General features: G+C 50.7%; 27 protein-coding genes. 12 read left to right on the top strand and 15 right to left on the bottom strand.

All coding sequences use genetic code 11. The features are described from left to right. Position 1 precedes the first annotated feature (1 nt). From KTH_RS25110 to KTH_RS25065, 10 genes are all read left to right on the top strand, one after another. A complete protein-coding gene (locus tag KTH_RS25110) occupies positions 2-388 on the top strand; it encodes a phage tail tube protein (RefSeq protein WP_497621567.1) in 387 nt (128 codons plus the stop codon). 11 nt (positions 389-399) lie between these two features. After that, a complete protein-coding gene (locus KTH_RS25105; protein WP_497621565.1) occupies positions 400-1020 on the top strand; it encodes a hypothetical protein in 621 nt (206 codons plus the stop codon). A 30-nt stretch (positions 1021-1050) separates the two neighbouring features. After that, complete coding sequence (locus KTH_RS25100; protein ID WP_497621563.1) at positions 1051-1443, top strand: hypothetical protein; 393 nt, start codon at positions 1051-1053, stop codon at positions 1441-1443. Between the two features lie 155 nt (positions 1444-1598). Next, complete coding sequence (locus tag KTH_RS25095) at positions 1599-4295, top strand: tape measure protein (RefSeq protein ID WP_497621561.1); 2697 nt, start codon at positions 1599-1601, stop codon at positions 4293-4295. Beyond that, complete coding sequence (locus tag KTH_RS25090) at positions 4296-8483, top strand: hypothetical protein (protein WP_497621560.1); 4188 nt, start codon at positions 4296-4298, stop codon at positions 8481-8483. A gap of 16 nt (positions 8484-8499) precedes the next feature. Further along, positions 8500-8886: a hypothetical protein gene (locus KTH_RS25085; protein ID WP_111326213.1), complete on the top strand. Its 387-nt coding sequence runs from the start codon at positions 8500-8502 to the stop codon at positions 8884-8886. An 11-nt stretch (positions 8887-8897) separates the two neighbouring features. After that, entirely contained in the window at positions 8898-9728 is an 831-nt protein-coding gene (locus tag KTH_RS25080) for a hypothetical protein (protein ID WP_111326212.1), read from the top strand. Next, positions 9728-11473 (top strand): LamG domain-containing protein, encoded by a 1746-nt coding sequence (locus tag KTH_RS25075; protein WP_497621557.1) that lies wholly within the window; start codon positions 9728-9730, stop codon positions 11471-11473. The genes KTH_RS25080 and KTH_RS25075 overlap by 1 nt, the downstream gene beginning before the upstream one ends. A gap of 15 nt (positions 11474-11488) precedes the next feature. Beyond that, positions 11489-12499, top strand: coding sequence for an N-acetylmuramoyl-L-alanine amidase (locus KTH_RS25070; protein ID WP_497621555.1), 1011 nt, complete (start codon positions 11489-11491; stop codon positions 12497-12499). A 15-nt stretch (positions 12500-12514) separates the two neighbouring features. Further along, positions 12515-12838 carry a phage holin gene (locus KTH_RS25065; protein WP_497621553.1) on the top strand — a complete coding sequence of 108 codons (324 nt, stop codon included), beginning with the start codon at positions 12515-12517 and terminating at the stop codon, positions 12836-12838. A gap of 64 nt (positions 12839-12902) precedes the next feature. Here the strand turns inward: KTH_RS25065 and KTH_RS25060 are convergent, their stop codons facing one another. From KTH_RS25060 to KTH_RS25015, 10 genes are all read right to left on the bottom strand, one after another. Next, the gene (locus tag KTH_RS25060; protein ID WP_497621551.1) at positions 12903-13268 is read right to left on the bottom strand and encodes a hypothetical protein; all 366 of its coding nucleotides are present in this window, start codon (positions 13266-13268) and stop codon (positions 12903-12905) included. A 1-nt stretch (position 13269) separates the two neighbouring features. Further along, positions 13270-13962, bottom strand: coding sequence for a DUF6610 family protein (locus KTH_RS25055; RefSeq protein WP_497621549.1), 693 nt, complete (start codon positions 13960-13962; stop codon positions 13270-13272). A gap of 20 nt (positions 13963-13982) precedes the next feature. Beyond that, entirely contained in the window at positions 13983-14465 is a 483-nt protein-coding gene (locus KTH_RS25050; protein WP_497621547.1) for a hypothetical protein, read from the bottom strand. Continuing rightward, positions 14462-15334, bottom strand: a complete 873-nt coding sequence (locus KTH_RS25045; protein ID WP_497621545.1) for a DNA cytosine methyltransferase — start codon at positions 15332-15334, stop codon at positions 14462-14464. The genes KTH_RS25050 and KTH_RS25045 overlap by 4 nt, the downstream gene beginning before the upstream one ends. Positions 15335-15462: 128 nt before the next feature. Beyond that, positions 15463-15753, bottom strand: coding sequence for a hypothetical protein (locus KTH_RS25040; protein WP_497621543.1), 291 nt, complete (start codon positions 15751-15753; stop codon positions 15463-15465). Positions 15754-16041: 288 nt separating this feature from the next. Next, positions 16042-16305 (bottom strand): hypothetical protein, encoded by a 264-nt coding sequence (locus KTH_RS25035; protein WP_497621541.1) that lies wholly within the window; start codon positions 16303-16305, stop codon positions 16042-16044. A gap of 275 nt (positions 16306-16580) precedes the next feature. Beyond that, complete coding sequence (locus KTH_RS25030) at positions 16581-16955, bottom strand: hypothetical protein (RefSeq protein ID WP_497621539.1); 375 nt, start codon at positions 16953-16955, stop codon at positions 16581-16583. Continuing rightward, positions 16948-17181 (bottom strand): hypothetical protein, encoded by a 234-nt coding sequence (locus KTH_RS25025; protein WP_497621538.1) that lies wholly within the window; start codon positions 17179-17181, stop codon positions 16948-16950. The genes KTH_RS25030 and KTH_RS25025 overlap by 8 nt, the downstream gene beginning before the upstream one ends. Beyond that, the gene (locus KTH_RS25020) at positions 17178-17936 is read right to left on the bottom strand and encodes a PD-(D/E)XK nuclease family protein (protein WP_497621536.1); all 759 of its coding nucleotides are present in this window, start codon (positions 17934-17936) and stop codon (positions 17178-17180) included. Before KTH_RS25020 ends, KTH_RS25025 begins: the two co-directional genes overlap by 4 nt. Further along, complete coding sequence (locus KTH_RS25015) at positions 17914-18633, bottom strand: hypothetical protein (protein ID WP_497621535.1); 720 nt, start codon at positions 18631-18633, stop codon at positions 17914-17916. The genes KTH_RS25020 and KTH_RS25015 overlap by 23 nt, the downstream gene beginning before the upstream one ends. Before the next feature lie 203 nt (positions 18634-18836). Here KTH_RS25015 and KTH_RS25010 point away from each other — a divergent pair, with 203 nt between their 5' ends. Both KTH_RS25010 and KTH_RS25005 read left to right on the top strand, forming a co-directional pair. Further along, entirely contained in the window at positions 18837-19052 is a 216-nt protein-coding gene (locus KTH_RS25010; protein ID WP_497621533.1) for a helix-turn-helix domain-containing protein, read from the top strand. Next, positions 19045-20721 carry a DEAD/DEAH box helicase gene (locus KTH_RS25005; RefSeq protein WP_497621531.1) on the top strand — a complete coding sequence of 559 codons (1677 nt, stop codon included), beginning with the start codon at positions 19045-19047 and terminating at the stop codon, positions 20719-20721. The genes KTH_RS25010 and KTH_RS25005 overlap by 8 nt, the downstream gene beginning before the upstream one ends. Positions 20722-20735: 14 nt before the next feature. On the opposite strand, the gene KTH_RS25000 is transcribed toward KTH_RS25005, so the two are convergent. The 5 genes from KTH_RS25000 to KTH_RS24980 form a co-directional block, all read right to left on the bottom strand. After that, entirely contained in the window at positions 20736-21008 is a 273-nt protein-coding gene (locus tag KTH_RS25000) for a hypothetical protein (RefSeq protein WP_497621529.1), read from the bottom strand. A 147-nt stretch (positions 21009-21155) separates the two neighbouring features. Further along, on the bottom strand, positions 21156-22532 hold the full coding sequence (locus KTH_RS24995) for a CHC2 zinc finger domain-containing protein (protein ID WP_497621527.1): 1377 nt from the start codon (positions 22530-22532) through the stop codon (positions 21156-21158). A 10-nt stretch (positions 22533-22542) separates the two neighbouring features. After that, positions 22543-22743 (bottom strand): hypothetical protein, encoded by a 201-nt coding sequence (locus tag KTH_RS24990; RefSeq protein ID WP_497621525.1) that lies wholly within the window; start codon positions 22741-22743, stop codon positions 22543-22545. Next, positions 22724-24418, bottom strand: a complete 1695-nt coding sequence (locus KTH_RS24985; RefSeq protein ID WP_497621523.1) for a DUF3987 domain-containing protein — start codon at positions 24416-24418, stop codon at positions 22724-22726. The genes KTH_RS24990 and KTH_RS24985 overlap by 20 nt, the downstream gene beginning before the upstream one ends. A 28-nt stretch (positions 24419-24446) precedes the next feature. Continuing rightward, positions 24447-24860: a RusA family crossover junction endodeoxyribonuclease gene (locus KTH_RS24980; RefSeq protein WP_497621521.1), complete on the bottom strand. Its 414-nt coding sequence runs from the start codon at positions 24858-24860 to the stop codon at positions 24447-24449. Between the last annotated feature and the right edge of the window lie 996 nt (positions 24861-25856).

The raw sequence follows: 25856 nt of genomic DNA, 5'->3' as shown, positions 1-25856 counted from the left end.
TATGGCAAAAGCGGCTTATAGTGCAGTGATCAAAGTAGGCAGCACTATTGTGCACGACATTTCGAGCGTGGAACTTCCTTTCAAGACCGACTTAGAGGAAACTACTGCATTTAGCAGTAGTGCGCCCGGTACCAAAACGTTTATCCCAACCTTGCGAGGGATGGAAACAAAATTGTCGGGAAACTGGAATGTAGGTGATCCCGGCCAGCAAGCGTTAGAGGACGCCTATTTCGGGCGGCAGTTGGTACAGCTTGAGATATCTCCCGATGGGGTGAAGAAATATTCCTTCGATGCCTGGATCGGTGAATACTCGATCAAGGCCGATGTGTCAGGGAAAATCGAGGTTGAGTACTCCGTCACAATGAATGGTGACGTGACGCGAGCATAAGGAGCTTCCAAATGGCGATTGCCGCGTATAATTCACAATTCCTCGTTGCATCCAAGCCAAGTGTTCCTTTTGTCAATGAGATGCTCACCGATGTAGGAGATCACAAGACCTATGTGATCGCGAACTCGACAAAACGGTATCTTGATCGGGACGTGCCAGTTATCGTTGAAACCAGTTCAGATGGTACGACCTGGACTCCGGTCAGCACAGGCTTCACTCTCTATCGTGTCGCTGCTCGCGTCGTCTTTGACTCACCGCAAGATCCGACCTTGCAAGTGCGTCTGGCCTCTGGCGCGTTTTATCCGTTCAGCCAGATAGGCAATGCGAAAAGTGTCGAATTTACGAGCAAAACAAATCTGGAGGACAGCACAACCTTCAATCCTACCGGCGCGAAGTTCTACACCCCGACCTTGCTCGAGGGGGAGCTAAAGGTTGACAGGTTTTGGCTTAATCATGATCGGGTGAAGAATTTGCAAGAGCGAGACCTGCTCATTGTCTCTTATGTCTCTCCTACAGGCCGCAGGTATGAAGGGTACGCTTACGTATCCGAGTGCAATATCAAAGCCGAAGTCTCGGCACTCATTGAAGAGGGCTTGACGTTCCAACTCACTGATGAGTTTTTCAAAGCGTAAATTTACAACATCACAAAAGGACAATATGAGATGAAGCCTGCAGAAATCAGAGCAAAATTCTTTAATAGACGCTTAAAGGTGCAAGACCTTGAGGTTACTCTTCCCGGTCTGGAGGAGCTAGATGGACAGCTTGCTCTCAGAGAATTGACTGCGAAGGAGGTCGTCCAGGCTGAACGCCTGAGCAAAGATGAGACAGGGCGGAACGAGGCATTAGAAGCCGCTGCTTTTGTCACTTACTCTCTCATCACCCGAGAAGGGAAAGAACAAATCTTCTCTGAGCAGGACATTGATGGCGTGGCGGGATTTGGGATGTCAGTGCTCACCCCGATTGCTGAGAAGATTCGGGAACTCTCCGCAATTGACGCAGACGAAACCCAAAAAAACTTGAAGCAAACGACCTCGAATACTTCTCCTACTTCCTGACGGAAACCGTCGGGGCAGGCAACACCAGAGACGAGTTTCTTGAGCGAATGAGTGCCAGCGAGTTTGCTGGGTGGCAGGCCTACTTCTCGATCAAAGCCAAGAGAGAGAAGCAAGCTATCGAGAAAGCGAAGAAAGAAGCAGCAAAGAGGCGATAAATGGGGATTTTATCCGGACTGATTGTGAAATTGAGTGTAGACATGTCCGGCCTGAAAAGCGGAGTGGCACAGGCAAAAAGCCAGCTCTCAGTTGTGTCATCCTCTGCTTTCAGCACAGGCAAAGCTCTCCAGAGCATGGAGGGCAGTGGCAATATGTCCAAAGCTGTGACCAACGTCGAAGCTGCGAAAGCGCACCTTGTCTTGATTGAAAGCCAGGTGCGCAAAGCTCGTGAACAACTGCAAAAGCTTGAGCATGCCGCCAACGCTGGTGAGGCCGTCACCGGCGTGGAAGAGGCCCGCGCTAAGCTGGTCTTGCTTGAAAAGCAAGCTCAGGACGCCAGAGAAAAGATCAAGCGTCTTGAGGACTCTAACACAGGGCAGAAGCTTGCCGCGGAGTTCCATCAGGCGTCTACTGCCGCCAGCTCTTTCAGCTCGCGTATCAGTTCCATGTCCTCTCATTTTAAATCCCAGCTCGAGGGGATGAAGGTGGCGGCGATGGGACTGGGGACAGCCCTCACCGGAGCACTGTCCCTCGGGGTCGGTGCCGCGATCGGTCTGGGGACGGCTATCTTTCAGTCAAGCGGGAAGATGGAACAGACCGAAATCGCCTTCAAGACCTTGCTTGGCAATGGGAATGAGGCGAAAAACCTGCTTCAGCAGATCCAAAAACTTGCTGCAACGTCACCTTTCGAATTCCCAGAGCTAGCTCAAACAGCTCAGAAATTACTGGCAATTGGGGTCAACGCCAAAGATATTCTGCCCTGGCTGACAGATATCGGGAATGTGGTCAGCGGAAATGCACTTGATCCGAGCAATCTTCAGGATATAGCAACTATTTTCGGACAAATGCGCTCAAACGGGAAGGCTTCAGCCGAAGACCTCGGTCAGCTCGCGGACAGGAATATACGCGTATGGGAGATTCTTGCCAATCAACTCCATATGACACAAAGCGAGGTGCGTGACCTTGTATCCAAAGGATTACTGCCCGCAGATGATGCTATCGCCATGTTGCGTAAGGGCATTCAGGAATCAAACCTTGCGGGTGCTATGGAAGCGCAGGGGAAAAGCGGATTTGGTGCACTCTCGAATCTCATTGATTCCGCAGGAAATGCCTTGCGTGAATTTGGGAAAAGTACCTTTGATGCAATGAAGAGTGGTTTGCTGCAATTAGGAGATCTCTTCAACAGTCCCGCCTTTTTGGGATTTGTCACAGGGACAGGCAAGCTTTTAGGCAGTACCCTTCAAAACATTGGCTCCTTTATTTCCACAAATGTCGCGCCCGGCTTCTCCCGCCTGGTTGATCTCTTCGGCAAGGCTGGGGAGGTACTTAACAAAGGTGGTGGCTGGTCTAACTTTGTCCAGAGTTTACAGAATCTGGGCAATACCATAGCCTCCAATATCGCGCCACACCTGACCCCCCTTGCAGATGGGCTGAAAGGGCTTTTTAGCGATGCTAATGTCAAAGCCGGTGCAGGCCTCCTGAACCAAGCGTTCCAGGGGCTAGCAGACGGAATCAAGCTTTTGAGTCCCTACGTACCAGGAATTATTTCAGGGGTTAGTAATCTAGGCCAAACTCTGACGCAACTCGGCACCTTCCTGATCACCACTTTCAAGCCTGTCTGGGATCAGCTCGTTGCCACCTGGACGACACAACTCCTACCAGCCTTGCAAGGGCTATGGCAGGGGCTACAACCGCTATTGCCAGGATTCGCTCTACTAGGGGCTGTTGTCACTGCCCTTCTCGTTGGTACTCTCAGCGGGGCTCTATCCTTTTTGTCCACCTTCCTGCAAGGCGTGGTCTCCTTTGTTGGTGGATTCATCCAGTATTGGTCAGGAGTATTCCAGATCATTTCGGGCCTCATCATGTTTTTTGTTCACCTGTTCACAGGCCAATTTGACCAGCTCGGGGCGGACCTTTCCAATATCTGGAGCGGTATCGTCAACATGGCTAGCGGGTTCTGGGGGATGATCAAGGGGATTTGGCTTATGGGGGTGCAGTCAGTCATATCCTTCGTCTCAGGGTTCGTCTCTGGCGTGATCGGCTTTTTCCAGTGGCTCTTTGACGTGCTGGTCGGGCATTCCATCGTGCCAGATCTGGTCAATTCCATCGTGTCCTTCTTCCAGAACATGGGCAAGTGGGTTTCTGATACGGTGTCTCATTTTGTGTCCAATATCGTCGGCTTTTTCGGTAATCTCTACAATCAAGCGACCGGCAAAGCAAGTGAGATTGTGTCAGGTATTGGTAGCTTCTTCAGCGGGCTTCCTGGACAGGCCTGGCAGTGGATGAGCGACTTCGGTGCGAATTTGATCGGTGGTCTGGGCAATCTCGTTGGCTCTGTAGGCCAAAAGGCCAAAGAGATCGCTGACACCATCTGGTCATATCTCCACTTCTCAACGCCTGAGATCGGGCCGCTTGTTTCGGTGCGGGACTGGATGCCAGATTTTGGCGACATCCTGGTATCGGGCCTTGATCGGCAGATCGGGCGCGTAGAGCGTGCCAGCTCGCGGCTTGCCACCGCGATGACGCCACAAATTGACTATCCAGAGCCTGCCGGAGCAGCCGTCATGCAGGCGGTGCAGGTTGCCTTGCAAGGGGATGGACGCCCGATCGTGCTGGAGGTTGACGGCCGCGTCCTGGGTGAGATCAGCGGCAACTACATCGCCAACAGATCACGGACAAAGGTAGGTGTCAGGTAGATGAGCAGCAAAACGCTATCCGTTTATCTCAACGGTGTCAATGTCCTTGCCTCTGTTGAACTTGAAACAGAGGACACCATTGAGCAGAGGGCAACAGCACGCGTTAAGGTGCTTGACACGTTTGGCACGGCCGACTACTACCCCGGACTCAAACTGGAGATCAAGGCAGATGATGAGCTGATCTTTTCCGGCTATGTGGACAGGGTAAGCAAGCACAATCTCTTTCCCAATCCCCACACCAGCTTTGATATTGACGCCATCGGCAAGCACTACATTGCAGACAAACGGTTCTTCAGCGGCAAGGACTACCATAACCAGTTAGCAGGTGATATTTTTGTAGACTTGCTCAAAACCTCCTTGCAAGGGGAAGGGATCAGGCAGAACTTCACATCCTACCGCGAGTCCGATGTTGCCGCCTTTCAGCAAGGAACCCTCTCGAATACAGTTACCACAACCGATGAGAGCGGCCGGGATGTGCTCACACTCTCACCTGCTGGCACACCTCTTCTAAAGGAATACAAAGATTTTACAAGCTGGCTTGCGCCAAACACATACAGTAGCCTTGAGATAGGGCCGGATAAGTCATTGCGGCTGCGCTCTAGCGGGGCCGTGAGCTTTCGCGCCCGGTGTTCCAGTACGAGCGCTGGCAACACCTATCTCTACGTGAAGATCTACAATGGTGGGTACACGATCCAGGCAAATGATTTCCTGCAGTATGAAGTCTGGGTCAGTTCGACGTCGCCTGAGATCAAAGCGAGTGTTGACATCACGCTCACCGATGGGACATCGCTGCGAGATATTCACAATTTTTATTCAAATGATATAAATGACCTGGATCCTCATCCTTCAACCGATTTAAAAGGATGGGCTGATGATAAATGGTATGAGAGAAGATTTTGGATCTCAGTCCCCACTATAAATTGGGTAGGGAAGAAAATCGCCTATGTTTCTCTTGGCTTCGAGGGAGATCAAGCAGGCGTTTATCAGGCCTTTTTTCGAAACATCAGGATTTATAATTCTGCGTCCAATGCTACAAAATTGTGGATTTTCGATAGCTCTTCTTCCAGCCTCCCGTTTGTGCCTAAAATCGTGAGAACATATGGCTATACCGACTTGGCTGTATCCTACGTTCGATCCTACGACAAACGCGGCTCTGTGACCTTTGCAGAGCCGACCGCGCTTTCGACTGTGGGCATTTACAAAGGAAGTCATCTCTCATATGTTGCCGATCTCCCAGACAAGACCACCTCCCGTGTGCAGGTCAGCGGCGACAATGGCATTTCCTATCTGGACGCTCCTAATGTTACGGCCCTCCCTTGCTTTGTGCCAGGGCAAGACCTGACAAAGCCGGGGGTTGGTCTCAAGTGGAAGTTAGACCTTGAAAACGGTTCACCAGACCCGACCATTTCGCCTGCCTTGAGATTATTCAGCTATCAGATCAATCCGGCGGCAAATACAACCAAACAAGACGCGCTCATCCTCTACCAGAACAAGGCAAGTTGGCAAACTGGCACGTACAACAACGTGCGCTCTGATTCAGACGAGATCAAGCTGAATCAGTACACCAGAAACTGGGATGATGGGGATGAGACCGGACTAACCTTTTTCGCGTCAAATGGCTATGGCGGAGCCGGAATTCGGCAAGCCGCCTACTTCCTGAATATTGACCCTCAGCACGATCTGAGGGCGCGTCTCAATTTCGCCGGGGGCGGGATCTGGACAAACTTCACTGCTGAAATAGATATCCTGCTCGGCAACGACTACGCGGTTGCCGGGCTGGAATACAGGACGAGCAATTATCCCGCCACCCGGCAGGCCCCGTTAAATTCCTTTGCCTACTTCGCGGGTTTTAGCACCAGTCTGCTTCAATTCGGCAAAGGCAGTAACTCTGCAAGTTCGGGATCGTGGACACAGCTTGCAAGTACGGCTCTGACCTTTGAGAAAGGCAACTGGCACCGGCTCAAGGTGGTTGTCAATGGGGCAACGCATAAGATCAGCATTGACGATGTGGAATACATCTCTGTCACCGACTCGACCCATGCCGGGCCGGGATATATCGCCATGCGGATTTATAATTCTCAAGCGGTATCAGGCGGCATTATTCAGGAAGCCAGATTCGACAACTTTGGCATTGTGTCTTCTTTGCAGGGCTCCTGGACAAGTCCCGCTCTCAACCTGTCGGGTGTGGGAGCCAACATTGTCGGCTCACTCATCAATTTTCAATATGATGAGCCGGTGCCAAGTGATGTCTCTTATAAAGTGGAGTTCTCCCCGGACAACGGCGCGAGCTGGCAAACTGTCGGCAAAGGACAGCCAGTCCCGGCCTTGCAGAAGGGCGCAAACTGCACGAACATGACCCAGGCACGCTTAAGAGCGACACTCTCCACAGAGTCCGTCAGCGTCCCTGCACGGATAACAGGCCTCTCTTTGGCTGTTGTGAGCAACTATCACGCGACAGGCTCACGCGTGACGCCAGCAATCGCGTTAGAGCTTGCAGATCGCGTCGGGTCAACAAGTCTGTCCTGGGACGGAAGCCAGCCACAAAATACGAGTACGAGCATACAAAGCTCGTTTGATGGGGTGTCATGGTCAAATGTTGGAGCTGGCGCAAGCGGTGCTTCTGCTCTCCCTGGTATTGTTGGCGCACAAGAGCCAGTTATAGACCAGTTCGCTTCTGACACACAGCGCGACTACTTCTCTCAATTCCTTGCAGGGGGTGATGCCGCTGTATGGACGTGGGATACAGCCAATAGCCGCCTTTTTGTTTCCAATGGCCTCAATGCAGTGCTACGCCCGACACGGCTCACGCCCGGCATGGAAGCAGTGGTTGTGTTTGACAGTGATCGCTCAGAGAACGGGGGCGCGGCTCTCTGCTTGAACAATGGCAATGCCTATTCCTGTGTTGTGCGAGATTCAGCGGCAACAAGCCAGCCCAACACCGCACAAATCTACCGGGCAGAAAACGGGACAAGCTCTCTCGTTGCTGCTGCTTCCATTTCGTTTGTGAGAGGCACGCCACATCGGTTCCGCTTCCAGCGTGTAGGCAACACCGTTTCCTTCTGGATGGATGGCGAGCTGCTCTGTGAGTATCCCGATACTACCCCCTTGCAAGGGGGCTACTCTGGCTTGTATTCAGCGGGCGGGCAAAACACCTTCAACTTTGCCTCCTTCCAGGTTTTGAGTTCGCCATTATTCCAGACAAACCTGTATGTGAAGACTGTGCTGAGTACAGATGATCCCTTGATGTCGCCATCACTCAATGATCTTGCTGTGACTATCCGGCCTGAAAGCATTGCAGATGGCGCACTCATTGCCAGCACAGACTACTCAATAGCGAGTGGCAAGCCTACCAGCATCGCGGCCGTCTTTGATGACCTGGCAAAGCAGAGTGACGCCCTCTGGTTCTTTGACCATGACGGAACACCGTATTTCCGGCGGCGCGAGGCAGAACTTGCGCCCTGGATCGCGACTGCCAATCTCATGGAGATTCAGGGCTTTTCTCTGGAAAACACGCAGGAGAGCTACCGCAACTCGCAATGGATTACAGGGGCCATCGACATTGTACCAATGACCGAAACCAAGAAAGCCGATGGTGAAGCGTCATCCTGGACGCTCGGCTATCCGGTAGAGGCGATGAAATCAATCAGCGTCGATGGCGTTGCTGTGAGCTACGCAGCTAAAGGCGCAACTGGAGCCGTCTTCTACTTCGAGAGAGGGTCAAACTCACTCAGTAGCGATGACTCGAACAAGCTCCGAGACGGACAGATCATCGAAGTCCAGTATGATGCTCAGGTGCCCATTTCGGTCAACGTCAGGGATGAGCAAGAGATAGCTTCTCGTTCAGCTCAGGACGGGACAAGCGGTATTGTCGAAGTCAACGAGGAAGTTGACAAGATGCCCAAGCGGCAAGCTCTCGCCCTGGCTGTAAGCAGGTTGAAGCAGTACGCCCAGAAGGGTCATGTGCTTTCGTTTGTGACTCGCAAACCAGGCCTCAAAGCCGGTCAGCTCCTGCATGTCTACCACCCGGCTTATGGTCTCAAAGATGTGCCCTTCCTCATTCAAAGTGTCGCACGATCGTGGGTGCCAACAGTTGATGAACAAGGCGTGCCGGTCTGGCAAGAGAAATTCCAGATCAAGGCCGTGCAAGGGGCTGTCGTGTCGGACTGGACGGCCTTCTTTGCAGACTAGAAAGGATTCTTTGTATATGCCTGATTCGATACAGCAGCAACTTGCTGCTATCTATAAAAAGATCGATGAACTGCCAAGCTCTTATGTCAATCTCAAAACTCATGAAGTGCAAATCAGAATGCATGAACAAATGATCCAAGAAAATCAAAAAAGGATAGACAATCTAGAAAGCCAGCTTTCGGTGTTGCGCAAAGAGTGGGGGATAGATTTAAAGGAAGCCAATTCGCGGCTAGAGACCATGAAAGAGAAATTTGATAAGCAACTCGATGATATCCAATCATCTAGCCAAATTTTAGCCGAGAGATTCATCATCCTTTCCCGCACGCTCTACTGGTTGCTTGGTGTTCTATCGTCTATCCTCATTGCGGTTATTATTGCCTACTTAACCAGATTTATTCATTGAAGGAGCCATCTATGCAAAACATCTACATTTCTATCCCAGAATATCGCCAACCAGCACAGCCGACAAACTTTGATGATGCTGTGGCAAGCCTCAACCGTTCGGGCGGTTTCTGGCGCATTCAAACACTTGAGAAGGCCACTGGCAACGTGACTCAAGAACAATGGCTGGAAAACGCCTACACGGATAATGGCGTGTTGACCATGTTCAAGGCGTTGGCCGGTGCAAGCACTCCGAGTACACCCCCCGCCTCAATGATCGCCATTGATCAATCTCTGGGTATGGCCTCGCTCTCTGCCGCCATTCCCGCGGGGGGCAACGTGACAAGCATCCAGATCGGCTCTCTGATAGGCGCTTCTATTCCAAGCGGGACAAAGCTGGTCATCAATGCAGGGACTTCTAACACCTTGACAGTTGTCACGACAGCCGCCATCTCAGGAGCCGGAACCGTGGGTGTTCAGTCAACTCCCGGGCCAACATCAAGCATCCCTGCCGGCTCATGGGTCAGGTATGACTATGCCAGTGTCCCGACAGCCGATCCAGGCGCGCTTACGTCTCCTGTGTCCTATACGGCTCCTTTACCTGCTGCACAGTTTACGTATGCAGTCAGCGGGGGCAATTCTGGGTATGGGAATCGCAGTCTGACCGTCACGAACAACGGGGCTTACCTTTTTAGCACGACAGGCACACCGCCGGCCGTTGCCGCCTCATATACAACGGCCTGGCTGGTCAGTGCTAACCCGGTAACAGCAACGACACACACCTTTTTGCGTGTGCCGTTCGACGCCCCTTTGATCATCTCTGACTCGTCAAATGGCCTCATCACTATCACTGAGAAGCTGTAATGGCTGTTTTAGCGCAAGACAATTTCAATAGAGCAGCAGTTTCAAACGGGTGGGGCATGGCGACTGATGGCAAAATCTGGGGAGCCGCTACCAATGACCCGCCTGAGGGTGGGTACTTGGATATGCTCTCAACCAACGGGACGCAAGGGCAAATACGCAACAGCCCGAGTAATCCCGGCTCCCGTTTGCACTACCGACTCGGTTCGGCAAGCACTGGAAATATGGAGCTGCTTGCTACCTTTATTCCTGCCTCGACATCTGATGAGTTCGGGCTTGATGCACGACTCAGTGGGAATGCAGGAACAAGCAACCTGACAGGCTACAGATTCAACTTAAGTTCTGGCTCTCTGCTCATTGCGCGGTTCGTCAACAACAGCACAACGCAGACCTGGTCAGGCCCGGCAAAGTCGATTACTGCCAACACCGCATACAAGATGCGGTTTCGCGTTACAGGAAGCAACCCAACCCGGTTACAAGGGAGGCTTTGGCTCGCGAGCAGTCAAGAGCCGAGCACGTGGGATATGGATGTATCTGACTCCAGCCCGGTTCTGACTGGTGGTTACGGTGTCACCGCTCTTCCGAGTTCAGCATCATGGCTCCGTGTAGATGACCTGACCGTTACCGACAGCGGTGCACCAACGGTGACAGGAAGCGTGACCGAAACCTTGCAGACCCCCTTGCAAGGGAGAGAGCGCGTCACGCTCACGGGCTGGCGACTGGTCAACGAGTTTTCTCGCGGCTCTGAAATGGTCATGAGTGGGCCTGTTTCGGTGGCGCGAGTTGTAGAGACGGTGCAACAGGTTGAGCAGGTTCTTGCAAAAGCTCTCCCCTTCACACGCAGAGATATCACCGAAAGCTCGCGGCAGTTTGAGAGCGTTCAGATTGCGATGCTACGTGCCAGCGATCCTGATGCGCTGATGCAGGTATCAGACCTGGTGCAGCAGTATGAGCGTGTCATGCATTCTCTTCTTGCGCCTTCCATCGAATATTGCGCAAAAATCTATTATGGCGGTGGGCAATATGGGGAGTTAGATGTGCAGCTCAAGGGGAGCCCCGATCTGTACGAGCTGCGCACCGTTCGACAAGTCAGCAATTTCCTGCAAGCGCATCTCTATCCCGAAGTTATCAAGCAAGATGCCCCGGTCTTTTATGATAGGTGCAACCAGGATACTGCGCTCTCCTTGCAAGGGGGGGTTACCACGAACGAGCCGGGAGTGATCGCTTCTGATCCGTCCATCCGCTTTGACGGCTCTACCGGCTATGGCGTCGTAGCAAACATGACGCTGAAGGACTGGAATCAGTACAGCCTTGAGCTGTGGATCAAGTTCGCTGATCTGTCGCGCAATGGCTACTGTAGCCTGGTCGCAACTGACAATCCAGTTTCTACCAATCACGGGATGAGGTTGGATGTCAGTACAGGATCGTACCACGCTCTCTATGTAGCCAATGGCTATGAGGATTTTTTCAACTCCATTGATGTTCCGACCACGTGGCAGTTCAACCAGTGGTATCACGTCGTTGCCACGTATGACAACACGAGATTAAAGCTCTATCTCAACGGCACAAAGGTCGGAGATATCGCTTCATCAGGCAATCTCTCCAATCCTGCTTATGCGCTTACCCTTGCAAGGAATCCCGTCCTGAGCACGTTTTTTGCCGGGTGGATTGATGAGTTTGCACTGTATTCTTATGCGCTTTCACAGACTCAAATAACCGCTCATTATCAGGCTCGCAATAGTTTGTAGACAAGGAGATTCTCTATGGCAAATCTCAATATCCAGTGGCTAGAGGCCGCGCATCATTGGGAAGGTCGCGAGGGCCAGCAACCGCGCTGGCTCATCCTGCATGGGACGGCGGGATTTCACCGTGCATACGATTGCGCGGCCTTTTTCGCAGATCCCGCTACTCAGGCCAGCGCGCACTACATCATAGGACTTGATGGCGAGATCTATCAGTGTGTCAGTGAAGATGATGCTGCCTGGGCCAATGGAGCGGTTACAGGCCCGGCAGGGACCGGCGGCGACAGTGTGCATCATGACGCCTGGTGGTCAGATCTAGGCCTCAATCCGAATCTCGTCACCATCGCCATTGAGCATATCAAGCCAAGCACTGATAATTCAGATGAGCTGACAGAGGCGCAGAAGCGTGCCAGTTTCCAGCTCATCAAGGACATCTGCCAGCGGTGGGGAATCCCGAAGCGTTATGCTGATGCCCGGGGCGGCATTACAGGCCATTTCTCAATGGATCCAGTCAACCGCACCGGCTGCCCCGGGCCCTATCCCTGGGATGAATTATGGAGTTTTTTGAATAAAAATGAAGGAGACCAAAAAATGGGAATACCAAACGGTTGGAAAGATGATGGCAAGACGCTGATCGCACCGAACGGGGTCAAAGTGGTGCAGGGCTTTCGCGACTACGTGCTTGCTCACGCATGGCACCCCGGGAACTGGCCGCTTGAGAGTGAGCATGGAGCAACCCCGCTTGAGATCAGTAATCCGAGCCTGGGTGGCGGCACGCAACAACGCTTCCGCTGGACAACCCTTGAATGGACACCGGCAAAGGGCGTTTTTGAGGCCTGGAGCGGGCAAGAATGGATCAAACTCCGTAGCGAGTACGACCGCCTCACAGGCCAGGTGAAACAGCTCCAGGATCAGCTTGCAGCCGAAAAAGGAAAGAATCATGCTATCGAAGTCGAGAAGCTGAAGCAGCAGCTTGCTCAGTACCAACAGGTAGCAAAGCAGGCTCTTACAGCCCTTCAATCAATCAAATAGAAAGGATTCATAATAGTGACACTTGAACAGCTTATTATGCTCATCAACCTGGTTGTCCCTTTTATTGTGCTGCTTTCTGCTCTGCTTTTGCCGCGGCTCTACGCCCGGTTGCCAGAGCAGGTACAACGGACCGTGCAAGAGGTTGCTCACACAGCAGTACTGGCAGTTGAGCAGCAATTTGACGGGTTGCCTGGAGAGCAGAAACGACAAAAGGCCGTTGACCTGATTATTGCCATGCTCCAGGCCGTTGGGCTAAAAAGCATGAACCCGACGCTGATTAATGCAGCTCTCGAGGCTGCTGTCAGGGCGATGAATCAGGTTGAGAAGCCTAAATCATAAGCGAAAAGAGGTTGACTCGTCAAAAAGTCAACCTCTTGTTTCTCTACAATAATTTCTTCAAATTTCACAACGATAATAAACTATCAATATCGCTGAGAAGCTGTGTCAGTTCGTCTTGAGGTGCCTCCTGCGCTATTATGGTCGCGTCAAAGTGAAGCCCCATCACGGTTATGCCCCCCGGTGCAAAGGCCAGGAGAGCAACAGCCTCAACCAGCTCATCGAGATAGGGCTGTTCACGTCCTGTCCCGTCAGGGTACAGGATCAGGTCGCCAGCTCTGGCGATATCTCGCGTGACCCCCCGAACCTGTTCGATATCTTCAGGCGTTGGCCCACCTTTCCTAAGGTAGTCCCGAATCCGCGGGGGGACACACCTTTGAAGATGTGTCCGCAAGCGGCGCGCGTTTGGATCGTCTCTCCAGTTATGTTCCAATTCATCTCTCCTTGCAAGGAACAGCGCATTCAGCCTTGCCTGTGATCTTCTCCCAGGCCTGCCGGAGATTCCGACAGGATATGCGCCAGCATTCGTAATATAAATTTTCCTTTTTCTCTTCAATAGCAGGATGATTATGCCAGCGCCCTGCTTCCCAGTATTCGGCGAACTTCGTCGCCATGAGTTGAGCATAATTACCATCCACACTCGTAACTGTTGCGAAGATGGAAATATACCTATACAGCTCCATCTGTCGCTTGGGGCTGCCACCAAGCAGATGGACGCGTCGCCCGGCCAATTCCCACGGGAGGAACTGGGCCGCGCCGTAACTGCTCGGCACCGAGAAGCCAATGGCGACGTCTGGTGGGAGCAACTGAAGCTGTTCGGACAGCTTAGGGACTACCAGGGGGACCTCGCAATATTCCGCGAGCTGCTCGTATTGCTTCATTGCCCGTTTGATCTCGCTGAGATCTGTCTGCTTAGCAGACAGATCTGGTACAGTTGCATATTTGGGGCGAAAAAGGCGGACTATCTCAAGGTGACGCTCGAAATCTGCCTTTTTGTAGTTAATATCTATAAATGTCATATTGAATGGAGAGGGTGTCGCATCAGAACGCTGTCCGAGCTGCCAGCCCTCTTCTAGCGCGATTCTTTGCAAGCCAATATTTCCGCCCGCACAGTAAATCAAGTCCATCTCTTCCCCCCTTGCAAGGGCTACTCGTCGTCGTCGGGATCCTCTTCCGGATCGTCATCGTCGTCAACCTTCACACCCGTTATTTGCTCGGCAAGCTGCCGGGCTCGCTGCCTGATGTCTCTGAGCATATTGCTACAGTGAGGGGATGCCCCCTCGCGATAGGTATAGAGCGGGGTAGCCAATGTCTTTGTGGGCAACGCGATAACGTCGACTGCTACCCAGGATTGTTGAATCAATTCTTGCTTTCTCGATTCAGGATCGACGACCGTTAGCTTGATCGCCTTCATTAGTGTTTCCAGACGCACAACTTTCCAGGGGGGAATTTCCCTTGTTGTATAATCACAGATATATATTTTTGAGGGGACGCTGTCGCCAACTTTCAGCCGAGCAAGCTCCCGATAGATTTCTTCTGCCCTTGCAAGGGGCGGGATTTTGGCTCGTTTCGGCCTGCTCTGGCTCTCCGCCTCTTCAACCCAAAGGGATTGTTGATCTAAAGAACTCATTGCTCTTGCCTCCGCTCAATCTCAACAATACTTTGAAAAATTGGAAGTATTTGTTGAGGGACAATGGCATTGCCAAGAGCTTTTAGCCGTTTTGCTCGGTTGGGATCCCGTTGGGTTGTAGTTCTGGGAGGTTCCCAGAGGTATTGTGACTCTCCTGGTTGGGCTGGGCTTTGATATCGGTCCATCCCGGTGGGAAGCCCATAAGGCATTCTACCCACTCGGGGTTGAGCCACTGAGCATCCTGTACTTGTGCGGTGTTGTGCCATCGCACTGCTATGCTCAGTGGCATGCCAAATCCGTTCCCATTGCGGGCCTTTTTCCGGACTGCTTCTCTTCTTTGCTTCCAACTCTCCAATGCTTCCCCGTCGTTGGGATTGCTCGCGGCCGGAGTAGGCCACAATGAAGAGACGATCGCGTCGGTGGGAGGCTCCAACCTCGTGAGCCCCATAGACTGCCCACGCCACATCATACCCCAACGCGTCCAGGTCGGCGATGATACCACCGAAAACCTGTCCAGCGTCAACTGAGAGTAGCCCCGGGACGTTTTCTCCCACAAACCAGCGTGGGTGCATTTTGCCAAGAATCCTGAGAATTTCAGGCCAGAGATTGCGTTCGTCGCTCCTCCCTTTTCGTTTCCCTGCCTGAGAGAAGGGTTGGCAAGGGAATCCACCAACCAGAAGATCGATTTCCCCAAATTCATCGCCTCGTACCTCACGAATATCGCGCATCCGCGCTACTTGCGGCCAAAGCTGCTGTAAGACACGCGTGCAAAATGTATCAATTTCAACTTGACCAACAACCTGTATTCCTGCCCATTCGGCTGCCAGATCGGCACCACCGATCCCAGAGCACAGCGACAGCATTTTCATGGGTGCCCCTCCAAATGCTGAAGCAGATGTTGAAGTAATTTTGAATAATATTGGTCGCGCTTCATTTCTGTCTTGCGCTGCCTTCATACGCATCAAGCGAACGCGCAAGACCAACATACTTAAAAGCATCATTTCAAATCCTCTCTCGAATCATGAAGTATAGTAGCGGTAATAATTTCAAAGACACGGCGCTCGCGCTCCACACTATCAGGAATATATGGAAGCTGCTCTATTTTTTTAGCCGCTTCAGGAAAGAATGTCTGCAAAATGCGATTCTGGTTGCGCGCCTGTTGCTGCCAGCGGAACAGACATTCCCGTTCCTGGCGCAAACGAGCTTGCAGGCGTGCTCGTTCCAAAAACAACACAAACAAATTGATGATCAGCACCACAAAGATCACGATAAAAATGATTGTTTGCATGCCCTATTCCCCTTCTTGCGGGAACGCGTACGCGCTTCCCTCCTCAAACAAACTGAGCTGACGCCGCACAGCTTTTCGATTCAGCCAGAGCACCTCTGTACGCACTTGCCCCTTTTCTGCCAGTGCTGGCATGCTCACACGCTGCCAGTGGGCTAATCGTTGATCATAGAGCGGATGAGCATAACCAGAGAGGACAACTGGGCCGCTATGCCGATCCAGGGCCTCAAGCAGACGAATATGATCTTTTTCATCATTTTGGCTCGTTTCGTCCTGTTCTCTGATTCCGCCTCACCTCTCTTGCCTCCTATCCTCAAATGGCTCCAAGAGGGCCCGAAGCATCCCTTCATAATCCACCTCTTCAGGCTCGTCTTGTTGCACCTTGTGTTGTTGCGCCTCTTGCTGAAGCACGTGGACTCGCTCCAGGCATTGCTGAAGCGAATGGCGCAACTCCGCGCATTCAGCGTCCTGAATGTGGCGCTCTCTTTTCAGCATGAGCAAGAGGACGGCGATAATGCCGCCCTCCACTGCAACTATTCCCATCAAAATATGCATATGTATCTCCTTTTATGAGCAGGTGTGTGGCTCAGGCTTACTTTGATACCAATGCCCACACAGAATACAAAACTCTCTATCCAGACCAAGTGCTTCTTTTAGCTTCTGGGTCTGTTCCAGAACATACGCTTCACGCTCGTCTTCCCCCCAACCTGCTTCCTGGGCGACAAAGTTGACCTCGATCAGGCCTTAAACGCATCGCGCGCGTTTTTGAGACGCGTGAGTGCGTCTGCCTCTAATTTTCCTTCCATCATTCCTCTCTCCTTGAAAATCTCTCACCTGCACAACACGTCATAGCCAGCTCCCGCCGGATCATACCGGTAGGGGATCGCAAGTCCCCTAACTTCTAGCGGGTAGTAGTATTTCAGCGAAAAGCCAATCTCCAAGAATCTAATTGCAGACAACAATATGACCGAAGGGAATGTTTTCCGTGCTTTCACGTATTGATCAACGGCTTGCTCAACGAGCTTCAAGGTATCCCGCTCCTGAGACTCAATCCGCACATATGGCCGGCCCTGCGAATCTACAGGCAAAAGAGGCTCGGTTTCAAAAGGCCTGACTATGCTGGTGATCTGAGTCGGCATATCAGCGAGCTGCTCTCGCCTCAGCGCGGCCCGTTGACGGGCGGATAGGATCGGTTTTCTAAGCATGATTTTCTCCCTTCCCTTGCAAGGTTTCAGCCCAAGCATCTAAGCATTCTTTTTCTTTTTCCCAACTTTCCTTATCATCCGGCGGCGGCAATGACTTGCTCACAAAAGCCTGGAGCTTACGCACCAACCCCTGCAAGGCTGCAATTTCTTGCTCTTGTTCCTTGTACACTTGCACTATCTTTTGCAATAGTTGCACTATCTTTTGCAATAGTTGCTCTTCTGTCATATCTCAGCTCCATTCTTTAGAGAGAAACAGAGCTCACGCACTGGGCATTTTTGTGCTCGCGGCTCATCAGGAGCAGTACATTTCCTTGCAGGGAGACGCCCGCTTTTCTGGGCTTTGATCACTCCGCCTACCACCTCATACATCCTCCTGGTATAGGGCTGGGCCAATTCTTTATCATGTTCAATTGCCCACATTTTCACCTTCTGCGTATTTTTATTCTCAACCAGCACCAGACCATAGGGAATATTCAACAGGTGACAATAAAGATTACATTGATGCCAGGCTGCTTCAGGCGGATTTCCACGCTCGTCAAGCGCCTGCCAGGTTTCCTGCTTATACCCCTTTATTTCCACGATCAGTTTGTAAGAACCAAATTGGATGATTGCATCAGGAGTGAAGTGCAAGAAACGGGTTTCATCGAAGTGGCTCTTCTCGACTTCAATCACACGGGCAAAGTCAGAGAAGAGCTTTTGATATTTCTCATGCAGGTGCCAGCCATGCAAGAAGACTGCATTCTGCAAGGCGTCCCAGGGCTTTGCTTCAGGACGCCTTGCTTGCTCAGGATGAAGAGCCAGAAGCACATGGCGCCGTGGACACCATTCCGACTCAGGCACCAGAATGGCAGAGGCATGAGGTGCACCTGTCCTGAGAGGTTTGGAAGCCTCCCAGGAATTGAACATATCATCAAGCTCCAGCCGCAGTAAAGCGGCCAGAGCTTTCAAGTTGGGCTTATTAGAATTCTGGAATGTCATCATCCACCTCAGGAACAGGCGCGACAGGCGTGGAACGTGACTCAACAACAGCAGGCGACAACGCTTCTAGAATGCGCTCTCGCACAAGGTCAGGGCCTGGAATAGCAGCCTGAATCTGGGAGGCTAGAGCTGTTGGCGTTTTAGGCATAACCACAAAGGCCTTGCTTTGCCCAGAGCCGACCTGCTCAATGGTAAAATCACAGCCAGTAATAGAGCCGCCACTATCAGGATCGCGCATATAGCTTCGGAACGCTTTCAGAATCATGCCCGCGGTTCCAAAACTCGTCAGTTCTAGCACACGGTAACCAGCTATCTGCTTTTCCACCTCTGATCCATCCTCTACCGTTTTGTACGTCATCGTCTGCCCGGTATGGGTGTCGATGACTTTGTACACATAGATAGGCAAGTAGAAAACCGTATGAGCATTCAGCTTCTTGTCATCTACGGCGCGCTGGCAGTATGCACATTGTTTGCCAATTTCAGCGGCGCAAACTGCGTTCACGCGATTCTCAGCATCTGGAGCAAACTTGTTATGTTTTTGCAGAACAATCACTTGATCCAGATTGTATAGAGGACGAACCAGTGCTTTCTGTCCCTCTTTCAAAAAGAGAAAAACCGGGCGTTTTGAGGCTGGTTTTGGAGCTGCTGCTTTTGCAAGTTCATTGTCGATCAGATCAAGAGGATTTACTTTCGTTGCCATGTGTTCATCTACCTTTCTTCTCTTCAAAACTTTTCAAAACTTCTGAGATGTCTGGTTCGAGGGGAACAGACAGAATGTAAGAACCAAACACCTCACACTGCTAAGTTTAACTAAGTTTTATTAACTTGTCAATACTATAGCATACTTTAGTAAAATGTGGTATTATTTTTACAACTTAATCAAAGTACAAGAAAGGAAAGACAATGGAGCATCTACTTACCACCAAAGATGTTGCAAGACGCTTGAACTTGCATGTGCAAACAGTACTCGAGCTGATACACAAAGGAGAGCTGAGAGCGGCGAATATTGGAAATCGATACCGAGTCGAAGCTTCAGACGTAGAGGCCTATCTTGAACAGGCTCGCCAGCGCGCTACAAAAACTCCTCAGGAGACACAGGAGGAGACACGAAATGATTGAACTTCGTCCCGATCAGCAAGAGGCTCTGCAAGCTGTCCTTACAGCCTACAAGCAACGACCAGAGGACGGCAAGGCATTAATAGTCGCCGCTACTGGCTGGGGGAAAACCGTGTTCTTCAGTTCCCTTGCAAGGGAGCTGAAGAGCATCAACATCCTCATCCTGGCGCATCGTGACGAACTCCTTGACCAGGCGCGTGAAAAGCTGCAAATGGTTGACAGCTCTGCAATAGTAGGGAAGGTAGGCGGGGGTTCTTACGAGTGGGGCGCACCGATTACTGTCGCGGGAGTCGACACTATTTCCCGCGACAAGCACCTGAAGAACCTTCATAAGTTCAACTACAAGCTCATCATCGTGGATGAGTGCCACCATGCGCCTGCACCAAAGTATCAGAAGGTTCTCAATGCTCTTCCTAATGCGTTCCGACTCGGTGTCACCGCGACACCTGAGCGACTGGACGGCAAATCTCTAGAACCAATCTTCGGAAAACCGCTTTTCCGAATGGACATTAAAGATGCTATCCAGCAGGGCTTGCTCTCTGATATCCGCAGCATCGCCATTAGAACGGAGACAAGTCTAGACAACATTAAATCTTCCAGAAATGCCGATGGCGAAATTGACTTCAACCAGAAGGAACTTGAAAACGCTATTGACACACCTGCGAGGAATCAGCGAATAGTCGAGGCATACCAGGAACATGCCGTAGGACGTAGAACTATTTGCTTCTGCGTTTCCGTAGAACATGCTCACAATGTTGCAGAAGCGTTCAATCAGGCCGGTATTCCTGCCGCTGTCGTCTCTGGCACAACCTCCCTCACGGAGCGTGCCAGACTCTATAGTCAGCTTAGAGATGGATCTTTGAAGGTACTCACAAATGTCTTAGTTTTAACTGAGGGCTTTGACTTGCCAGCAGTAGACTGCGTCATTATGGCGCGGCCTACGCAAAGTAACAGTCTCTACATTCAGTGCATTGGGAGAGGAGCGAGACGCGCCCCGAACAAAATATACTGCCTCATATTGGACATCACAGACAATTGCTACAGGCTCCGCTTGTCACCGCAAAATATTAGCAAGGCTCTGGGATTAAAGATCAATGGTGGCGAGCTGCTCACAGAAGCAATAGAGCGAGAGGAGAAAGAAAAAGCAGAACAAGAGGCACGCGAGAAACGCGCTCTCATTCGCAAACTCAACGAGAGACGGCATGAAGATAAGGAGATTGATCTGTTCGCTCTGCCTGAATGGCAGGAGAAGCCTGGAGGCTTGTATGTGTTAGAAGTGGGACCTCGCAAACACCGCATAGCTCTAGTTCCATGCTCTTCTTCTGGATGGACTCAGCTCTATGATGTTTGCGCTCGTCTCGCACCTGATTTCCAGGGACAGCGCTGGCTCAAGGCACAGCCGCTTGATTACGCACTTCAATACGCTGAGAAGCGAGCACATCAGCTTCTGGAAGATCCAGGCTCAGTCAAACTGCTAGATAGAAACGCAGCCTGGAGAAGCCAGCCGCTTGATCCCGCAGGCAAACAAGCAAAGATGCTTCGCTGGTACCGCATTCCAATACGAGACGGAATGACCAAAGGCGAAGCATCTGATCTCATCAGTGAGCATAAGGCCAAACTTGAACAAAAGAAAGCCCGAAAAGCAGCAAAACAACGCGAAGAAACCGCCTGAGAATGGCGGTCTTTTTATGCTTCTTGCTCCTCATCAATATACTGAGGAGTTAAAAGATCGAGCACATCATCTTCCCAGACAAAAATTTCTTTCCCAAATTTTAGTCTGAACCTTCTCACGTTATTCCTTTTGAGGATAGGGAGCAGTGCTGTGTAAGATATGCCCAATTTTCTTTGGGCCTGCTGTAGAGTCAAAGCACGCCGCTCCTCACCACGCTCCGGATCATATACTATACGTACCTCGGACTGCTCTTCTTGTTCAGATCGTTCTTCCTTCTTATCAGTCATTTCTGGTCGGTCCTCTCTTTGGATATGGTAGCAGGGGAATCGGGGTAGGGAATTGCATACGTATACAATTCCTTGTAAAACTATACCATCAGAGAACCAAGATTACAACAGTAAGGTTAACTTTCATAAAGTTAACCTTACAAAGCTTCAAAATGTCTCAATTTGCGCAGGTTCTAACATGAGATCCTTGCAAGGGTAGAGCCGCGTAGCTCCATGAGGCGGCGGCGCACCTTTCAAATGATCCAGCGTAACCCTGATCTTATCTCTTTCTATATGTTGCCGGAGCTGGCTCATATCCCATATACGGCCAGGGCCATCGGGCGTCATGACGTGTTCTGAGCCAATCAAGCGCTCGTACTCAGATTGGATATCAAGAGCGCGCTGGATTTCCGGTCGGCCTATCGGAGTCTCAGCTTTCCGTTCCGATATCACCGGCGGCGCATCGGGCGGCGGCAACTGTGCAGCCCAGATGCCGTCCTGCACCCATTGCCGAACGCTGTAGCCATCACGTTCCGTGTTCAGTTTCTGAAGCATCTCATTGACATCTTTATAGCCGAATGGTGGAAAACGTATTGCATTAGGCAAGACGCGGAGCCAGTAATCAGCTCCCTGATAGCCCGCTTCATCCGCATCGAACGCCTGCAGCACATGAGAGGCAAGCGATAGCTCTGCAATCCAACGCATCAAGCGCCCTCGCGTAGCACTCCCGGTGGCGACACAACCGGTAATGTCGCCTGCCTCTTGCAGCACTGACAAGCAGTCAAACTCTCCCTCTACCATCACGACAGGCGCGTTTGGCCTAATCGTATGTACTCCATACAGTCCTTCAGCACTGCCCATAACCTGACCATAGTCCATTTTTTCACCCGGCCTCTTGATAGCTATTTTCCAAAGCCGATCCCCTTCGAACCAGGGGATAATGATCCCATTGGGGACGCGTACCCCACCCTTTTTCTTTTGCTCTTCTGTCGGCTCTATGCCCCAGTTTTCAAAGCTGTCCATATACCATCTTCCATCTTTCTTGAGCGGCATATAGCCCAGGTGATATTTCTTTATGGTTTCCTCAGTCAACCCTCTCCCTATCAAATAATGAAGGGACTCTCGACCTTGCAAGGAATGCCACAGATAATGAGTGGCCATCTGTACAATTTCCTTCCCGGCTTTCTGCCAGGCCTGGTGAGGTGGTCTGTTATTGTTCACCAATTGAGCGAGAGAAGGGGCAGTATAGGTAGACATATCATCATCCTCAATTCCTAATTCCTCACATGCTTCACCGAAAGACATGTTGCAATATTCAACCAAAAACCAGGGTGCAGACCCCTCCTTACCACAAATGCGGCACCAATAATGCGGCCTGGATCCCTCTGGCCATACATGAAAGCGATTATCTCCGCGTTTGCAGAACGGGCATGACCCCCAGTATTCAGGCCCGAATTCATAGTGATTGGCTTCAAGGGTTAGCGTTATTCCCGCTTTTTGCTCAATCAATGTTACCAGGTCAATCTTTGCAGATGTATACGCCACATGCTTCCTCCTATCGTCTATCCAGCTTTCTTATGATTTTCAAAAGCTCATTCTTGATTCGCTCCTGATCTAAGGCATTGAAGCCACTCAGATAGTCTTGCGTCTCTTTCGATCCCACCGCTTGTCGAATCAGCAAGGCTGCAAGCTGGTTCGCATAGATCTCGACATCAAGTGACGAAAGTCGGTAATAGTCAGTTGTCATCTGTCCCATCTTCTTCAGGCTCCTCTTCCTTCAATCTGTATTTCTCACTGTGAGATGTCGCATATTTCTCGACAATACCGGCTCGTATCATCGCCTTCAAAGCATCCTCTAGCTGCTTAGAAGAATATTTCTTGAGATATGAGGTTCGCAATGTGTTTAACGTTAGCGCTCCCTGTCGCTTGAAGATCCGCATGATAGCGTCTTCAAGCTTGGCTCCTTCAGTCTCTGTCGAGGCGGGTAAGTTCACCTGCGCATACAGTTCATGGAGACTCAGGCGCAAAATTTCCGCCAGCTCCTGCGCTTTTGCCCAGTGGCGCAGCTCAATATGGTTGTTGTTTTCCAGACTTGCCATGAGTAAAGACATCCGCAATGCCGTTTCTGGCAAGCGGGTATAGCTGGCATTAAAATCCTCATGTGGGAAGCTCCAGAACAGCTTTTTGAGAGCCGTGCGATAGCGTTTATAGGCCTCGTATGCCTCTGATGACATGGTTGCCTGGGTCTCTGGCAACTCTTCACGAACGATATTGTATCTGCCGGTCGGACTCCCATTCTTGTCTGTCACAGGCTCCAGTTCGCAAGCTGGCACGCCTAAACGCTCATGCCAGCGTTGCAAGGGCCGGACCAGTTCTTCTGGGATGAGCAACTCGCCAAGCTCCAGAGTTGCATCTTTTGGTGTGACAGGAGGTGCCGCAACAAACGAAAATCGTGCCCAGAAACCGTCTGTCCAGAAATCAGCTCCAGATCCTGCATTTTCGCGAATGTTAGGCGGTGTCATACAACCCAACAGAGAGAGATAAGGCCGTTTGATGACCTCAGATCCACGTGAAATGGTGCTTGAATCAAATTCTGATGGACAGCCATCCAGCTCCAGGAATAACGAGACAAATTCAGCATTTGTGCTGTTCCGTCTCAAAACAGACTGCACGAATTTTCCAAACTCATCAAAGTACAATCCACGCTGGCCCGCCATCGACAACCGTTTTCTGATCCGTTCCTGCGCCTGTGCATCCAGATCCTCATATTGTGCTGGAATATGCACGCCTGCCATATCTGAAAGCAATTTCGCGGGCGACACTCGCTTCGGGGCCAGCAAATGCCCCAGACCGGCGTTGAACAAAACGTCCACTGCAACCTGTGCGGTTGTACTTTTGGCAAATACACTGGACTTGCCGTAGAGCGCAATCATGAGGTTTCCATAAATGCGCTTCGTTTGCAGAGGCAGGTAGACCCGCCGCGATGCTACAGTTGAAAGCAACCACATACCACAAAATACATGGTATGCTTCATAGCCCTCTGGCGAGGCCTGCTTACTGAAAGCTTCATATACTTCCAGGTATTGGCAGGCCCCCCGACTCAGTTCTTCTGGTAAGTGTGCCTGTTCAGGCAATTCTGGAAAGCCGATCTCTTGTGCCCTTGCAAGGGGAGCTGATGGTGTGGAAAGGAGATCAGCGAGAGCCGGATGCGTTTTAGCAAGGGCTGTAAAGACCCTCTCTATCGCCTCTGGATCGCCTTTAGCTCTCTCATATGGGGCTTCTAGCATGTCTGCCACATCTTCCCAATCAGGCCCCAGATCGGGCCTGTTTTGAGGCTTTTTACCGGCCTTGAGGTTGGTAAAATAGTCTCGGGCGCGCTGGTCGTACATGGCCGCCTGCTTTGCGGTAAGAGATGAGGGTGCGGCAACCATACGTATTCTCCTTTTTATTCGCAGAACTTTATTTACAGGACACTTCAATTTCTGTTCGCGGGCGCTCTTTGTCCACAGCTTTAGCCGCGCGGAGATCGACAACCAGGTTGTCATTGAGGCCAAGAAAATTGAACACAGCATCCTGGGAGATTTTGATACCGCCATCAATATCTCTCATCCATAGTGATGGCAGGTAGAACTTTAAAGTCATTTGAAGTGGAGTTTTCTGCTTATTTTCACGGATTACCCGAACAGCCTCCCAGTTCACTTGAGCATTCGCCTGCAACATCCATGCGGCCTCTTCCTTGAATTGTTTTGCTTTCGGAGATGAGGCCAGGCGACGTGTGCCAGAAACTACCTGGTAGGATCGATTGATTGAGGGAGGTAAAGGGAGTGTTCCTTGACAAATAATGAGATTATTTATCTGTTCAATAGTTGTCATAACTTTGACCTTCTTTTCATTTATTTCTCTTCCTTCTCAAGAAAAGGGGTTTGAACCTTTATCCTACTGCAACCTTTCCTTAGGTCACAGCCCTTCTCATCAGGATAAAGCAGGCTTTTATTGAAGTCAAGTATACCAAAGTTTAATTAACTTGTCAAAACTTTAATTAAATTGTCAAAAGCTAAGTTATAAAAAAAAGAAACTACAAACAAAATTCTGTAGTTTCTCCTCTTTACCTATAGCTTGCACTGGCTTGTAGAGCCAAACGAGCAAAACTACAGAAACTACAGACTGCAGAAACCAAAGAAACACCCAAAAATCGTCTGTAGTTTTTACCGTGCAAGGGGTTGCCTCTCTTCCCTGGAAGATTCCTCATGTTGTCCGTACAAATACTCTCTCCAATAAGATATCTTGTTATGACAAGACTGTTGTACTTACGACATAATTATATTCATAATAATATTATTATGATAATAATATTATTATGAATATAATAACTATTTTAGAATAGATAGCGTTGTATGGACATCCTGCACTGTACCCCTTGCACGGCACAAGAAACTACAGACCATTTTCGGGACTTCTTTGATTTCTGTAGTTCTGTACTTTGCGACTTCATTGGCTTGTAAAGCCAATGGAAACTACAGACAGGTGCAGAAAAAAAAGAAAGCTACAGAAACCCGTCTGTAGTTTCCTCCTTGCAAGGGGATAGGCTACCGAGAGCGAAGAGGAAGGCTGCTGAGTTTGGTTCAGCAGCCTTCCTCTTGAAGGCTTTTTAGGAAATGAGTAAATCCTGTAATTCTATGATATCATTATCACCCGACCAGATCCCTTCCATGATCTGATAGCCCAAGTTCGCTTCAGACAGTTCTGCTAAACCGTTCAAAAAAGAGGGGCGCCATAGTGCTCTTCTTTTTTTGTCATAGTTTTCTCTTGTGCGCTCTATTCCGTGCAAATGCCTGGTATGCTGGTTGCAGTCCTTCAGAGGTCAGAAAG

Source organism: Thermosporothrix sp. COM3, from assembly GCF_059696735.1.
The sequence above is the reverse complement of the archived record's forward strand: the minus strand, read 5'-3'. Positions and strand labels throughout refer to the sequence as shown.

Excerpts from the sequence above, each read along its gene's own strand:
- KTH_RS25050 (WP_497621547.1), bottom strand. The coding sequence starts at position 14,465 with ATGAGTTCTTTAGATCAACAATCCCTTTGGGTTGAAGAGGCGGAGAGC.
- KTH_RS25020 (WP_497621536.1), bottom strand. The coding sequence starts at position 17,936 with ATGATGACATTCCAGAATTCTAATAAGCCCAACTTGAAAGCTCTGGCC.
- KTH_RS25085 (WP_111326213.1), top strand. The coding sequence starts at position 8,500 with ATGCCTGATTCGATACAGCAGCAACTTGCTGCTATCTATAAAAAGATC.
- KTH_RS25005 (WP_497621531.1), top strand. The coding sequence starts at position 19,045 with ATGATTGAACTTCGTCCCGATCAGCAAGAGGCTCTGCAAGCTGTCCTT.
- KTH_RS24985 (WP_497621523.1), bottom strand. The coding sequence starts at position 24,418 with ATGGTTGCCGCACCCTCATCTCTTACCGCAAAGCAGGCGGCCATGTAC.
- KTH_RS25090 (WP_497621560.1), top strand. The coding sequence starts at position 4,296 with ATGAGCAGCAAAACGCTATCCGTTTATCTCAACGGTGTCAATGTCCTT.
- KTH_RS25010 (WP_497621533.1), top strand. The coding sequence starts at position 18,837 with ATGGAGCATCTACTTACCACCAAAGATGTTGCAAGACGCTTGAACTTG.
- KTH_RS25070 (WP_497621555.1), top strand. The coding sequence starts at position 11,489 with ATGGCAAATCTCAATATCCAGTGGCTAGAGGCCGCGCATCATTGGGAA.
- KTH_RS25075 (WP_497621557.1), top strand. The coding sequence starts at position 9,728 with ATGGCTGTTTTAGCGCAAGACAATTTCAATAGAGCAGCAGTTTCAAAC.
- KTH_RS25095 (WP_497621561.1), top strand. The coding sequence starts at position 1,599 with ATGGGGATTTTATCCGGACTGATTGTGAAATTGAGTGTAGACATGTCC.
- KTH_RS25040 (WP_497621543.1), bottom strand. The coding sequence starts at position 15,753 with ATGCAAACAATCATTTTTATCGTGATCTTTGTGGTGCTGATCATCAAT.
- KTH_RS25025 (WP_497621538.1), bottom strand. The coding sequence starts at position 17,181 with ATGACAGAAGAGCAACTATTGCAAAAGATAGTGCAACTATTGCAAAAG.
- KTH_RS25080 (WP_111326212.1), top strand. The coding sequence starts at position 8,898 with ATGCAAAACATCTACATTTCTATCCCAGAATATCGCCAACCAGCACAG.
- KTH_RS25030 (WP_497621539.1), bottom strand. The coding sequence starts at position 16,955 with ATGCTTAGAAAACCGATCCTATCCGCCCGTCAACGGGCCGCGCTGAGG.
- KTH_RS24990 (WP_497621525.1), bottom strand. The coding sequence starts at position 22,743 with ATGGGACAGATGACAACTGACTATTACCGACTTTCGTCACTTGATGTC.
- KTH_RS25110 (WP_497621567.1), top strand. The coding sequence starts at position 2 with ATGGCAAAAGCGGCTTATAGTGCAGTGATCAAAGTAGGCAGCACTATT.
- KTH_RS25000 (WP_497621529.1), bottom strand. The coding sequence starts at position 21,008 with ATGACTGATAAGAAGGAAGAACGATCTGAACAAGAAGAGCAGTCCGAG.
- KTH_RS25100 (WP_497621563.1), top strand. The coding sequence starts at position 1,051 with ATGAAGCCTGCAGAAATCAGAGCAAAATTCTTTAATAGACGCTTAAAG.
- KTH_RS24980 (WP_497621521.1), bottom strand. The coding sequence starts at position 24,860 with ATGACAACTATTGAACAGATAAATAATCTCATTATTTGTCAAGGAACA.
- KTH_RS25015 (WP_497621535.1), bottom strand. The coding sequence starts at position 18,633 with ATGGCAACGAAAGTAAATCCTCTTGATCTGATCGACAATGAACTTGCA.
- KTH_RS25055 (WP_497621549.1), bottom strand. The coding sequence starts at position 13,962 with ATGGACTTGATTTACTGTGCGGGCGGAAATATTGGCTTGCAAAGAATC.
- KTH_RS25045 (WP_497621545.1), bottom strand. The coding sequence starts at position 15,334 with ATGAAAATGCTGTCGCTGTGCTCTGGGATCGGTGGTGCCGATCTGGCA.
- KTH_RS25105 (WP_497621565.1), top strand. The coding sequence starts at position 400 with ATGGCGATTGCCGCGTATAATTCACAATTCCTCGTTGCATCCAAGCCA.
- KTH_RS25035 (WP_497621541.1), bottom strand. The coding sequence starts at position 16,305 with ATGCATATTTTGATGGGAATAGTTGCAGTGGAGGGCGGCATTATCGCC.